Below are 12,773 nucleotides of genomic sequence, written 5' to 3' on the forward strand. Positions count from 1 at the left end.
CCTGATCCATCCCCTGCATGTACCGTGACGTACGTCACGCTCGCCCCATCTTCCGCGAAAGCTGAGGAGCCATGACACATCCCCATTTCGTACCCCCAGGCGGTATGCCTGCCCCTCCCCCNCCCCCTCCCGCCCCGGCCGGCCCACCTGGCTTGCCGTCCTTCCTGCCGCCCCCAGAAGTCCCTCATGTCAACGGAAAGGAGGCCATGGCCGAGAAAACCAAAGAGCTTCCTATGCTCAAGATGTCTACAAAGGACGACCTCTCGGCCGCCGTCACCAGCGCGGTCGCGGAAATCAATGCCCTAGCTGACTCCTTGTCCCCCCGCCAGCCAGCCAAGACCGTTGCGGAAGCGGTCTCGACTGACGACAATCCGTCCACTGAAGACACCGAGCCGGCCAGCGATGACCAAGCCAGTGACCCCGTACAAGAAGGCACCACTCCCGAAACTGAAGAAGAACCCGCGGCAGGCTCCGCCGTGGGTGAACCTGTTGTCCCACAAGCAGATGAGGCCACCCCTACCTCCGAGGCCCTTGCCGAGATCGACGAAGCCGGCCCACCAGCCGAAACCCTCGCCGACGACGAAGCCGAAGAAGCCATTGTGGCCGAAGAGGAATCTCCCGCCGAAGCTGAAGGTGCGACAGCCGAGGACGCGGAAGACGCCTCCACTGATGGCGAGGACGCTTCCGCCGCCGCGGATGACGACGCCGCCCAAGACGCGGCCGAAGACCCCGAAGCCACGGACTCCAACGACGAGGACGCTTCCAGTGACGGCGAGGACGCTTCCAGTGACGGCGAGGACGCTTCCAGTGACGCGGCCGCGGAAGCCGAGGCCGGCCCAGACGCGCACCCCGACGCTGAAGCCGAAGTCTCGGACCCCGAAGCCGACACCGAGCCCGCGACTGAAGCTGAAGCCGAACTCACGGATCCCGAAGCGGAAGCCTCGGCGGACCCTGAAGCCGAAGCTGATACCGAACTCGCGACCGACGACGAAGTGGAAGCCTCGGCGAGCCCTGACGCGGAACCGGAAGCCGCAACCGACGCGGTCGACGATGTCACCGAAGCAGCAACTAACGACAATGAAACCGAAGCGGCAGCGGAATCGGAGGCGACCGCGACACCCGACGCGGAAGCCGAGACGGTCGAAGACGCCACCGCCACCGAAGCAGCAGCCGACGCGGATGCAGAGGCCTCCAGCCCGGACGCCGAGGCGGTCGAGGACACCGAGTCCGAATCAACTGACGCGGAAACCGAAGAAGGAACCGACGGCGCACCTGAAGCCGAAGTAACGGAAGCGGAAGCGACCGAGACGGCCGACGCGGAAGCCGAAACCGCCGAACCCGAGGCAGCGGCAGACGACCCCTCCGAAGACGACGCGATCGAGGTCGAACTCGGACCGGTTGAAGACTCAGCCGGCACCGAAGCCACCGTTGACGATGCGGTCGCTGAAGAAGGTGGCGAGGAACCGACAGAAGTCGATGCCGAAGCGACCCCGGCCGAAGACGCCGAAGTCGATGGCAGCGAAGTCGAAGCTCCGGAAACCGAGGCAGGCGAAGTCACCGCCGCGGAAGCCGACGACACAGCCACAACCCTCGACGACGCCACCAACGACGTCGATGCCGAGGCAAGCGAAGGCGACGCGGGTGACAATGCCGCCGATGAACCGGCCGAAGCCGGTGACGCTGGCGACGATGTCGAGGCCACAGAGCCGGAAGCGGTCGCAGCAGCCGAAACTGAAGCGGCAGAAGGCGAAGAAGCAGCAGCCGAAGCAACCGCAGAGGTAACTGAAGCGGCGGAAGCCGCTGAAACCGTTGCCGCAGAAGCGGAAGCCGTCGACGACGCGGCCGAGTCCGAAGACGCCGGCGAGACCCCAGACACCGGGGACGAAGCCTCCGAAGCAACCGAGGCCACCGCTGACGACATCGATGCCGAAGAGGCAGCCGAAGAGCCGGAAGCAACCCACGCCATCGCCGAAGACACGGACGCGACTGACGCAGTCATCGAAGAAGCAGGCGAGCCCGAGGCAGTCACGGAAGAAGCAGCTGCAGAAGAGGCCGGCGAGGAAAAGGAAGCGACCGAGACCGTTGCCGAAGAAGCCGGCGACGCCGGCCCGGAAGACGCGGCAGCAGGGGTCACGGAAGAGGCTGACGCGGAAGTGACCGAGGCAGTCGCGGAGGATGCGGCCGCTGAAGAAACCGCCGAGGAAACGGAAGCGACTGAGGCACCCGCCGCAGAAGAAGGCGAGGCCGAAAGCGCGGAAGTGGCTGAAGCCGGCGAGGTCGTGGAAGCGGAAGAGGCCGGCGGCGCGGAAGCGGAAGGCGTGGCAGCAGAAGCGGAAGCGGAAGGCGTGGCAGCGGAAGTGGCTGGCGATGGCGAAGGTGATGGGGAAATGGGCGAGGAGGTCGCGGCGGAAGGTGTTGCGGCTGCGGCGTCTGGAACGGATGCAGGGCAAGAACTGAGCGGAGACGGAGAGGAAGCTGTGGCACAAGCGCAGGAAGCGATTGAGGAAGCGCAGGCCGAACTCGACGCGGCTCAGGCTGATATTGAGGAAGCGGATGCCGCTCTAGAGGACGCTCAGACGGAGTTGGAGATCGCGGAGGCTGAGCTCGAGGAAACGCAAGCCGAGATCGAGGAAGCTCAGGCTGAGATCGCGGTGGCGGAAGCCGAAGAGGACATCATCGTGATCGTGCCCGAGCCGGCGCAGGCCCGTCCCGGGGACTTGGCCGATTCGCCGATCGCTATCTGGGACGGCAACGTCGCGAACCGTTACCGGGACGCGTGGCGGGACGTTCAGGGGCAGTTTGTCGATGAGCCCGAGGCCGCTCTGACTGAAGCCCAGAAGCTGGTCGCTGAGGCGGTTCAGGCGCTGGCCGAAGCTCTGCTCGCCGAGCAGGTGTCGATTGACCCGCACAACTCCGGTGGCGCTCCGGACACCGAAGCCATGCGGGTGGCGATGAAGGGCTACAAGAACTTCCTGGAACGCGTGCTCGCGCTCTAAAGACGAACTAGACGGCGGCAGAGTCCTTATCTACCAAGGACACTGCCGCCGTTGACGTTGATGATCTGTCCGGTCACGTAACCGGAGTCGAGCAGCCAGCGGACCGTCGAAGCGATGTCGGCGGGCGTTCCGGCGCGGCCCACGAGTGTCTGCCCGACGCGGCTGGCGTGTCCCTCTGGAGTCATGCGGCCCGCGAAGAACTCGGTGTCCTCCACATATCCAGGGGAGATGACGTTCGCGGTCACTCCGTCAGGTCCTAACTGGACGGCCAGGTCAAGGGTGTAACCGTGTAAGGCGGCTTTCATGGCCGAATAGGGTCCTCCCCCACCGCGCTGGGCCGCGATCGAGCTGAACGTGATGACCCGTCCGCCGGGGCGGCGCAGCGACGGCAGGAGCGCGCCGGTCAGGTTGACCGCCGTCATCACGTTGGTTTCGAAGGTGTCCCGCCATTGCCGCTCAACCGTTGCCGTGAGCCCGATGTAGCCACCCGCGTTGTTGATCACAGCGTCAACCGGGCGGCCCGCCACGGCGGAGACAACAGGAGCCGCCGACGTGCGCAGGTCGCAGGTCACCGCCACAGCGCCCTCCAAAGTGGACGCCACCTCTTTCAAAAGGTCAGCCCGCCGGCCGCAGAGGATGAGGTCGTAGCCGTCGGCCGATAGGGAACGGGCGATTTCCGCACCGATGCCGGTGCCCCCGCCAGAAATAACAGCAAGCTTTGTCACCGCGCCACCCTAGCCAGAATCGCGAAATTCAACTAGCGTTGAATTTATGGAGAACACCGCGATCGAGGTCAGGGACCTCGTCGTACATCGGGGCAAAAAGCCGGTACTGCATGGGTTTTCCTGTGCGATCCCGGCTGGCAGCGTGACCGGGCTGCTCGGGCCTTCGGGCAGCGGCAAGACAACGTTGATGCGCGCGATTGTCGGCGTGCAGCTGGTGAAATCGGGCACCGTGACCGTGCTCGGCAAGCCCGCGGGCGACAAGCAGTTGCGCCACGAAATGGGCTATCTCACCCAGGCTCCCAGCGTTTACGGCGACTTGACCGTGCGCGAAAACGCCCGCTACTTCGCCGCGCTCTACGGGCTCAGCCACAAAGAGGCTGACGCCGCTATCAAGGATGTCGGCCTCGAAGAGGCTAAGAATCAGCTCGTGGGCGACCTGTCCGGCGGTCAGCACAGCCGCGCGAGCCTTGCCTGCGCGATTGTCAGCAACCCCAAAATCCTGGTACTCGATGAGCCCACCGTCGGCCAGGACCCCGTGCTCAGAGACGAGCTGTGGAAACGGTTCCGCGGTTTCGCCGAAGCCGGCACGACTCTCCTCGTGTCCAGTCACGTGATGGATGAGGCGAACCGGTGCGACCGGTTGCTGCTGATCCGCGAGGGCAAGCTGATCGCCGACGACACGCCTGCCGCCGTGAAGGCCAGTGCCGGGACAGATGATCTGGACCAGGCTTTCCTCAACCTCATCCGTGCGGGCGAGACGCCTGGGGAGACGTCATGAGAACTCTCGTTGCCACGACGGGCCGGATTTTGCGGCAGCTCAGGCACGACAAGCGCACCATCGGCCTGCTCATCGTCGTACCAAATCTGCTGTTGACGTTGTTGTATTTCATGTTTGACAGCAGGATCTTCAACGGCCTCGCGCTAACCATGCTTGGGATTTTCCCCTTCCTGATCATGTTCTTGATCACGAGCATCGCGATGCTCAGAGAGCGCACGACCGGCACGCTGGAGCGGCTGCTCACGACGCCGCTGCGCAAGACTGATCTGCTGTTCGGTTATGGAATCGCGTTCGGTATCGCCGCGACGATCCAGGCTGCTGTGGTGAGCGTGGTCGCGTATTTGTTCCTGGGCATGGACACACTCGGCAGCCCTGGTTACGTCATTCTCATCGCGGCGGCAAACGCCGTTCTCGGTGTGGCCCTTGGCCTTCTGGCCAGCGCCTTCGCCAAGACCGAGTTCCAGGCCGTGCAGTTCATGCCGGTGATAGTGCTGCCGCAGATCCTCCTATGTGGACTGTTCGTCGCCCGTGAGCAGATGGCGGGCTGGCTGCAGGCGATCAGTGACGTGCTCCCGCTCACCTACTCTGTGGAGGCGTTGCAGGAGGTCGGAAGGTTCGCCAACCCGACCAGTACGATGTGGCGGGACTTGGCGATCGTTGGAGGAGCGGTGATAGTGGCACTTGTCGCCGCTGCGGCAACCTTGAGGCGCCGCACGCCGTGAATTTGAAGAAAGGCCGGCGCCGCGGCAGCCCCGATACACGCGAGTCCATTTTGGACGCCGCGCGCCGGCTTTTCTCCGAAAAAGGCTTCGACGCGACCACGGTCCGGGCGATCGCGGCGGAAGCCAAGGTGGATCCCGCGATGATCCACCATTACTACGGCACGAAGGATCAGCTGTTCGCTGAGACGATCCAGTTCCCGATCGACCCGAACGTGCTGATCAGTCAAATCATCGCCGGTGGGCCGGATACCGCTGGCGAACGGCTCGTCGGTGCCTTCATCCGCGTCTGGGACTCCCCCGTGGGCGCGGCGGGTGTAGCCCTCATCCGCTCCGCGATGAGCCATGAGTGGACCACCAGGCTGCTGCGGGAGTTCTTCACCACGCAGATCCTGCGCCGGGTCAGTGCCGAGCTCCAGCTCGACCCGAAGGACGCTCAGCTGCGCGTCAACCTCGTCGCGACACAGATGGCCGGGCTGGCCGTCATGCGCTACATCATCAAGATCGAACCGCTCGCTTCCCTTCCTCCGGAGCAGGTGGTGGCCGCCATAGGGCCAAACGTGCAGCGCTATATCACCGGGGATATCGCTTAGGGTAGCCTTACTTAGGTTGCCCTAACTCGGAGGAAGAAGACGTGAACAACTCCCGGCCCAAGGCCAAGCTCTCCCGCGCACTCGGGATCGCGCTGACGCCGAAGTGCGTGAAGTATTTCGAGCGCCGGCCATTCCCGCCGGGCCAGCACGGCCGCGCCCGCAAGAAGCCCTCGGACTATTCGGTGCGCCTGCTGGAAAAGCAGCGCCTGCGCCACCAATACAACATCAGCGAGACCCAGCTGCGCCGCATCTATGCCGTGGCCCAAAAATCGTCCGGCAAGACCGGCGAGCGCCTGGTCATCGAGCTTGAGTGCCGCCTTGACGCGCTCGTGCTGCGCGCCGGTTTCGCCCGCACCATCTACCAGGCCCGCCAGCTCGTCAACCACGCGCACTTCCTGGTCGACGGCCGCAAGGTCAACATCCCGTCGTACCGGGTGAAGCCGGGCCAGATCATCACGGTCCGCGACAAGAGCCGGGCCATGCTCCCGTTCCAGGTGGCGGCGGCCGGAGCACACCAAAACTCAGTCACCGCACCATATCTGGCGACCGGGCTGACCGATCTGAGCACGACGCTGATCCGGGAACCCCAGCGCGCTGAGATCCCCGTGATCTGCGACGAGCAGTTGATCGTCGAGTTCTACTCCCGTTGATCAGCGAGTTTGTTCGAGCCAGCTCGCGTAAAGCTTGGCGTAAATGGACCCTTCCTGGGCGACAAGCTTGTCGTGCGAACCACGCTGCACGATGACTCCCTTGTCCACCACGATCACCTCATCGGCCGCCTGGGCCGTAGACAGCCGGTGAGCGATGGCGACGGTCGTCCGGCCTCTCGTGACCGCGTCTAGCGTGCGCTGGAGCCGGACTTCCGTCGCCGGGTCCACGGCACTGGTCGCCTCATCGAGCACGAGCAGATCCGGGTCGGCCACATAAGCGCGGACCAGGGCAACGAGCTGCCTTTCCCCCACGCTCAGGGCTTCTCCGCGCTCGCCGACACGGGTGTCGTAGCCATGGCCGAGCCCTTGCACCCAGTCCCCGAGGCCGAGTTCCGTGAACGCGAGATCGAGTTCAGCGTCGGTCATGCCAGGCTTGGCGAACCGCACATTCTCAGCGACGGTCGCATCAAACAAGAACCCATCCTGTGGTACTAGGACCACGCGCGATCGCAATGAACTGAACTTGACGGTCGTCAGCGGTGTGCCAGACAGCAGCACTTGCCCGTCGACCGGATCCATCAGCCGGGTCAGTAGTTTCGCGAACGTGGTCTTCCCGCTGCCGGTCTCACCAACGACCGCGACCCGGGTCTTGGCCGGTATTTCGAGCTGAATGTCATTCAGCACGCGCGGTCCGCCCGGGTAGTTGAAGTTGACGTCGGCGAATTTCAGGTCCAGTGGCCCGGCCGGCAATTCAACGCCCTGTTCAGCAGGGTCAGCCACGTCAGGCTGAACGTCGAGGATGTCCAGGACCCGGCGCCAGCCAGCGATCGCGTTCTGGGCTTCGTTGAGCACTTCAGTCGCGATTTGCACCGGCTGGATGAACAGGGTGACCAGGAACAAGAAGGCGGTCAGCTGCCCAAGCGTCAGCTGACCGTCGGCGCCGAGGCTGGCCCCGGCGATGACGACCGCCGCGAGCGCGAGCGCCGCCGCGATCTCCCCGGTGGAAAAGCTCATGACGCTCATGAACAATCCACGCTTCTGGGCCGCCTGGAACTCGCCGATGCTCTTGTCGAGCTTCTGAGCGGTCCGTGCCGACGTTCCGTACGACCGGATGATCGGAGCCCCGACAACGGACTCTGAGATCGCGGCGAGCATGTGCCCGATGCGCCGCCGTGTCTCGGCATAGGCCGCGGCGAGCCGCTTCTGGAACAGCTTGATCATCAAGATCGCGGGCAGGAACGCCGTCAGCACGACGAGGGTCAGCTGCCAGGACATCGCGAACATGAGCGCCGTCGTCACGATCAGCTGACCACCGCTGATCAGGAGAATGACGCCACCCCACTGGATGAAGTGCGTGATCGTGTCCACATCGGAGGTCACGCGCGAGACCAGGGAACCACGCCGCTCCGCCTGCTGGTGCAGCATCGACAGATCGTGGATGTGGCGGAACGTGCGCACCCGGATGTTGGCCAGCGCGGTCTCACTCACCTGATAAAGGCGGCGGATCATCAAGTACCCGCAAATGGTTGTCACGACGAGAAGCGCGAGCGTGACGCCCACAATGATGGCCACGACCTGGACATCGGGGGTGTCTTTACCGACTAAGCCGAGGTCGATTCCCTTTTGGATGGCGAAGGGGACGATCGCCCGGCCGACCATCGAAACGATGGCGAGCAACAAGGTGCCGGCGAGTCCGACTTTGAGCTCGGGCGACAGAGCCAGCCCGCGCCGGAAGGTGCGCCACGTCGATTGTGGCGTCTGTTTTTCCTGCTCCTCAGCATTGAGGCTGAACATACTCACGCTAGTGCCCCTTCGGGGAGATCGTCCTCGTCATAGACGTGTTCCCGCTCGCGCTCGGCTTCGGCCTTCTCGTAGGCGGTCACCAAGTTGCGGTATCCCTCCACTTTGGACAGCAACTCCTCGTGGCTGCCGTGGGCGAGGACCCGGCCCTGCTCGACGTATACGACCTCGTCGGCGAGCGCGATCGTGGCGCGGCGGTACGCGACGACGAGAACCGAAGTCGCCTCAGCGGATCCGCGTAGCGAAGCCAGAATGCGCGCTTCGATCCGTGGGTCCACGGCACTGGTCGCGTCATCGAGAATGAGCAGGCGCGGAGTTCCCGCCAGCGCGCGGGCCAAGGTCAGCCGCTGGCGCTGGCCGCCAGAAAGCGAGGTGCCACGCTCGCCGAGCATGGTGTCGACACCTTCCGGAAGGCGCATGACAAACGTGTCCGCTTGCGCGATCGACAGCGCGTTGCGAATGCGCCGGTCGTCGGCCTCCGGGCGGTTCAGCGAGACGTTCTCCTCAACGGAGTCATCAAAGATAAAGGCGATTTGGGGTACTAGAGCCACGTTGCGGCTCAGCGACGCTGACGTGAGCGTGCGCAGATCGGCACCGTCGAGTGTGATCATGCCCTGGTCCGGGTCGACGAGCCGGGAGGCCAGCATCGCGATCGTGGATTTGCCGGAACCCGTTGGCCCGACTAGCGCGACCGTCTTGCCAGCCGGCACCGTGAAGGTGACGTCATGCAAGACGGGCTGTTCCTCTTCATAGGAGAAGTTGACGTTAGCGAACCGCAAGGTGGCGGCGTCTTGCCCGCGCACATCGGCTTCGCCGTATTCCATCTTTCCGGTCGCGGACAGAACCTTCTCGACCCGTTCCCAGCCGGCCACGGAGCGCGGCAAGTCACCGAGCACCCAGCCGATCGCCCGCACTGGGAAGGCGAGCACCGTGAACAAGAAGGTCACCGAAACCAGTTCCGGCAACCCGATCGCACCCTGCTTGATGCGGATGACGCCAACGATCAGCGCGATGAGCGTGCCCGCAAACGGCAGCGATTCGACTAGCGGGTCAAACAATCCGCGCAGGCGGCCGACACGGATCAGGGCGTCACGCAACTCGCTCGCCTTCTGAGCGAACCTTTCGGTCTCCTGCTCCTCGCGTCCCATCGTCTTGACGACGAGGGCGCCGTCGAAGCTCTCGTGCGCGATGGCGCTGACTTCGGCCCGCTTCTGCTGAGCCAGGCTGACGCGCGGCGCCATGCGGCGGGAGAAGAACACGTTGACCGCGAACAGGGCTGGGAAAATGACGAGCCCGACCAGAGCCAGGGCCCAGTCGGTGGCGAACAACGTGCCAACCGCGCCGAACAGCATGAACACGGTTCCGACGGCGAACGGAAGTGGAGCGAGCGGAAACCAGGCCGACTCCACGTCAGCGTTGGCATTGGACAGCAACGTCCCCGTGGCGTGCTGTTGATGCCACGACAGCGGCAGCTCCAGGTAACGGCGGGTCACGCGACGGCGATAGCGCGCCTGCTGGGCGAACATCATGTAGCCGGAACCCAGGCGGCGGCCGAAGATGCCGATGACCCGGCCCACACCCATGGCGAGCAATACGCCCGCCGCTAACACCAGCGAACCAGAAGCAACGTGCCGCTGCTCGTTGAACGATTCAGCGACAACGTCTCCGACGATCCAGCCGACCACTGTCGCCTGCCCTACGACTAGGGCGCCGAATAAGCAGCTGGCTAAGACCGCGATCGCGAAAATCCGGGGCTCATCACGGATCGCCCGAACCATCACCCGGGCCCCGCGTGCCAGAACATCTCTCCCCGTTATCTCTGGCTTGCCCTCGTTCGCCACGCCCACCGCCGTTCACTAGTAAGTCCAAACCGGGACTCTCATCCTTACTGAGCCAGGTTCTTAAAGGCGACCCGGATTCCGGTCTGCGTGTGATCTCACATAACCGGACACCTAGGATCGCCACATGAGCAGGTTCGCGCACGACGAACGGCTGGCTCTGGCCGACCTAATGGCCAAAACCGGGCCGGATGCTCCCACCCTTTGCGGCGGCTGGACCGTCCGCGACTTACTGGCGCACTTGATCCTTCGGGAACGCCGCCCCGATGCGGCGCTAGGCATCCTGGTCAAGCGCTTCGCCGGGCGCACCGAGCAGGTGCAGCGACAGTTAGCCGCCCGCGATTTCGCGGCCCAGCTCTCTGAGCTGCGGCAACCCCCCTGGTGGAACCCATTGACCCGTCCCCCATTCGATGAGCTGGTCAACCTCACCGAAATGTTTGTGCACTTCGAGGATGTCAGACGCGCGAGTCCAACGTGGACACCGCGTCAGCTATCCGCTGAGATACAAAAAGCTCTATGGAAGATGGTGCAACGGAGAGCCCGCTTGGCGCTACGCCGGCTTAGCTATCGAGTGCGGATCGCCGCTCCCGGCTTCGGCGTCGTTTTCGCAGGCAAACTCGGCCCTGACGCCGTCACGGTCACCGGGGATCCCGCTGAATTACTGATCTTCTTATTCGGGCGGCAAGCGCATAGCCTGGCTACCGTTGAGGGGCCACCAGAATTGACCGACCGGCTGCTGAGAGCCCGTCTCGGGATCTGAGCACGTTGGCCTTGCCGTACAAGTACTCTTCGGTAACACTGCATTAACGTGTTCCCCGTCACGTTCTAACGAAATGGGCGACCTCCAGATGACCCTTGAAGTGCCGTACCGCTCTATTCCTGACATGTTCCTGCAACGTGTCGCGGCGACGCCCGACTCGCATGCCTTTGGTGGCCCCGGCCCGGATGAGAAGCCGGTTTGGCACACCTGGGCGCAGATCGGTCAGCGCGCCTCGGCCGTCGCGGCCGGGCTCACCACCCTTGGCGTGGGCAAGGAGGACCGCGTAGCCATCGCGGCGACCACTCGCCTCGACTGGATCGTGGCAGACCTCGGCATCATGTGCGCCGGAGCGGCGACGACCACCGTTTATCCCACCACCGAGCCAGAGGACGCGTGCTTCATCATCGCCGACTCCGGTTCCAAGGTGCTCATCGCCGAGAACCAGGCGCAGGCCGCCAAGATGGATCCGACGGCGGTGCCCTCGCTCAAGCACATCGTGCTGATCGACGGTGCGCCTGACCCGTCAGCCGGCATCCCGCAGATCACGCTCGCCGAGCTGGAGAGCCGGGGCACCGAGTTGCTCGCCGGCAACCCCAGCCTGGTCAAGGATCTCAGCGCCGCTGTTGGCCCAGACGACCTCGCCACCCTGATCTACACGTCCGGCACGACGGGCCGCCCCAAGGGCGTTGAGCTCCTGCATGGCGGATGGGTTTGGGAAGGCGTGGCCCAGGGTGACGTCGGCGTGCTGCTCCCGACCGACCTTCAGTTCCTGTGGCTGCCGCTGTCGCACTCGTTTGGCAAGACCCTGATCTGCGGCATCATCCACGTTGGCGTGCCGACCTATGTCGACGGCCGCGTGGACAAGATTGTCGACAACCTGGGCATCATCAAGCCGACCCTCATGTGTGCCGCACCGCGCATCTTCGAGAAGGTCTACAACCGTGTCGTCACGCAGGCCACTTCGGCTGGCGGGCTCAAGGCGAAGATCTTCGGCTGGGCTGTGCGCACCGGTAAGAAGAAGGTCGCGCTGGAGCAGGCTGGCAAGCCGGTGCCCGGTGGCCTGCAGCGCAAGTACAACCTCGCGCACAAACTCGTGTTCAGCAAGCTGCACGCGCGCCTGGGCGGCAACATGCGTTACATGGTCTCGGGTTCGGCCGCGCTGTCCGTGCCGATCGCGGAGTTCTTCGCCGCGGCTGGACTGCCGATCAGCGAAGGCTACGGACTGACCGAAAACAGCGCCGGTGCCTTCGTTAACCGGCCGGGCGCACTGAAGATCGGTACCGTCGGGCAGGCACTCGCGGACATGGAATGCAAGATTGACGAAGACGGCGAGATCCTCCTGCGTGGAACGCCCATCATGCGCGGCTACCACAACCTGCCGGAAGAGACCTCGGCTGTCTTCACCGAAGACGGCTTCTTCCGCACCGGCGACATCGGTGAGCTTGACGCCGACGGCTTCCTGAAGATCACGGACCGCAAGAAGGACCTCATGAAGACCTCGGGCGGCAAATACGTCGCGCCGAGCCACATCGAGGGCATCTTCAAGTCCATCAACCCTTACACGTCGCAGTGCCTCATCATCGGCAACGCCCGCAACTACTGCACGTTGCTGGTCACGCTCGACCCGGAGAGCATCACGGCGTGGGGCACGGCCAACGGCCTGGAAGGCAAGTCCTACACCGAAATCGTGGCCTCGCCTGAGGCGCACAAACTCGTGCAGGGCTACGTCGACGAGCTGAACACCAAGCTCAACCGGTGGGAGACGGTCAAGAAGTTCACCATCCTGCACCGCGACCTCACCATCGAAGACGGCGAGATCACGCCGTCGCTGAAGCTGAAGCGCAAGGTCATCGAGGCCAACTTCAGCGGTGAGATCGAGAAGATGTACGAAGGCACCGTCGCCGCCGTCTAACG

10 protein-coding genes are annotated in these 12,773 nt (G+C 64.2%); 7 read left to right on the forward strand and 3 right to left on the reverse strand.

Annotated features, from left to right (window positions below; all coding sequences use genetic code 11):
- The first annotated feature begins 206 nt into the window (after positions 1–206).
- Positions 207–2,996, forward strand: coding sequence for a midas domain-containing protein (locus A3E1_RS0113240; protein ID WP_020521252.1), 2,790 nt, complete (start codon positions 207–209; stop codon positions 2,994–2,996).
- A 26-nt stretch (positions 2,997–3,022) separates the two neighbouring features.
- Here A3E1_RS0113240 and A3E1_RS0113245 read toward each other — a convergent pair whose 3' ends face one another.
- Complete coding sequence (locus A3E1_RS0113245; RefSeq protein ID WP_020521253.1) at positions 3,023–3,721, reverse strand: SDR family NAD(P)-dependent oxidoreductase; 699 nt, start codon at positions 3,719–3,721, stop codon at positions 3,023–3,025.
- A gap of 46 nt (positions 3,722–3,767) precedes the next feature.
- Here A3E1_RS0113245 and A3E1_RS0113250 point away from each other — a divergent pair, with 46 nt between their 5' ends.
- The 4 genes from A3E1_RS0113250 to rpsD are packed head-to-tail and all read left to right on the forward strand — an operon-like array spanning position 3,768 to position 6,461.
- Entirely contained in the window at positions 3,768–4,499 is a 732-nt protein-coding gene (locus A3E1_RS0113250) for an ABC transporter ATP-binding protein (RefSeq protein ID WP_020521254.1), read from the forward strand.
- Positions 4,496–5,221 carry an ABC transporter permease gene (locus A3E1_RS0113255; protein ID WP_020521255.1) on the forward strand — a complete coding sequence of 242 codons (726 nt, stop codon included), beginning with the start codon at positions 4,496–4,498 and terminating at the stop codon, positions 5,219–5,221. Before A3E1_RS0113250 ends, A3E1_RS0113255 begins: the two co-directional genes overlap by 4 nt.
- Entirely contained in the window at positions 5,218–5,811 is a 594-nt protein-coding gene (locus A3E1_RS0113260) for a TetR/AcrR family transcriptional regulator (protein WP_020521256.1), read from the forward strand. The genes A3E1_RS0113255 and A3E1_RS0113260 overlap by 4 nt, the downstream gene beginning before the upstream one ends.
- 41 nt (positions 5,812–5,852) lie before the next feature.
- Positions 5,853–6,461: a 30S ribosomal protein S4 gene (rpsD, locus tag A3E1_RS0113265; protein ID WP_020521257.1), complete on the forward strand. Its 609-nt coding sequence runs from the start codon at positions 5,853–5,855 to the stop codon at positions 6,459–6,461.
- Here rpsD and A3E1_RS0113270 read toward each other — a convergent pair whose 3' ends face one another.
- Positions 6,462–8,255 (reverse strand): ABC transporter ATP-binding protein, encoded by a 1,794-nt coding sequence (locus A3E1_RS0113270; RefSeq protein ID WP_020521258.1) that lies wholly within the window; start codon positions 8,253–8,255, stop codon positions 6,462–6,464.
- 2 nt (positions 8,256–8,257) lie between these two features.
- Positions 8,258–10,039, reverse strand: coding sequence for an ABC transporter ATP-binding protein (locus tag A3E1_RS0113275; protein ID WP_020521259.1), 1,782 nt, complete (start codon positions 10,037–10,039; stop codon positions 8,258–8,260).
- Between the two features lie 187 nt (positions 10,040–10,226).
- On the opposite strand from A3E1_RS0113275, the gene A3E1_RS0113280 reads away from it, so the two are divergent.
- Both A3E1_RS0113280 and A3E1_RS0113285 read left to right on the forward strand, forming a co-directional pair.
- Positions 10,227–10,859: a TIGR03085 family metal-binding protein gene (locus A3E1_RS0113280; RefSeq protein ID WP_020521260.1), complete on the forward strand. Its 633-nt coding sequence runs from the start codon at positions 10,227–10,229 to the stop codon at positions 10,857–10,859.
- Between the two features lie 88 nt (positions 10,860–10,947).
- Positions 10,948–12,771: an AMP-dependent synthetase/ligase gene (locus A3E1_RS0113285; protein WP_026208389.1), complete on the forward strand. Its 1,824-nt coding sequence runs from the start codon at positions 10,948–10,950 to the stop codon at positions 12,769–12,771.
- Positions 12,772–12,773 lie beyond the last annotated feature (2 nt).

The sequence above is a fragment of the Catelliglobosispora koreensis DSM 44566 genome, from assembly GCF_000379685.1.
GTDB classification, from domain to species: Bacteria; Actinomycetota; Actinomycetes; order Mycobacteriales; family Micromonosporaceae; genus Catelliglobosispora; species Catelliglobosispora koreensis.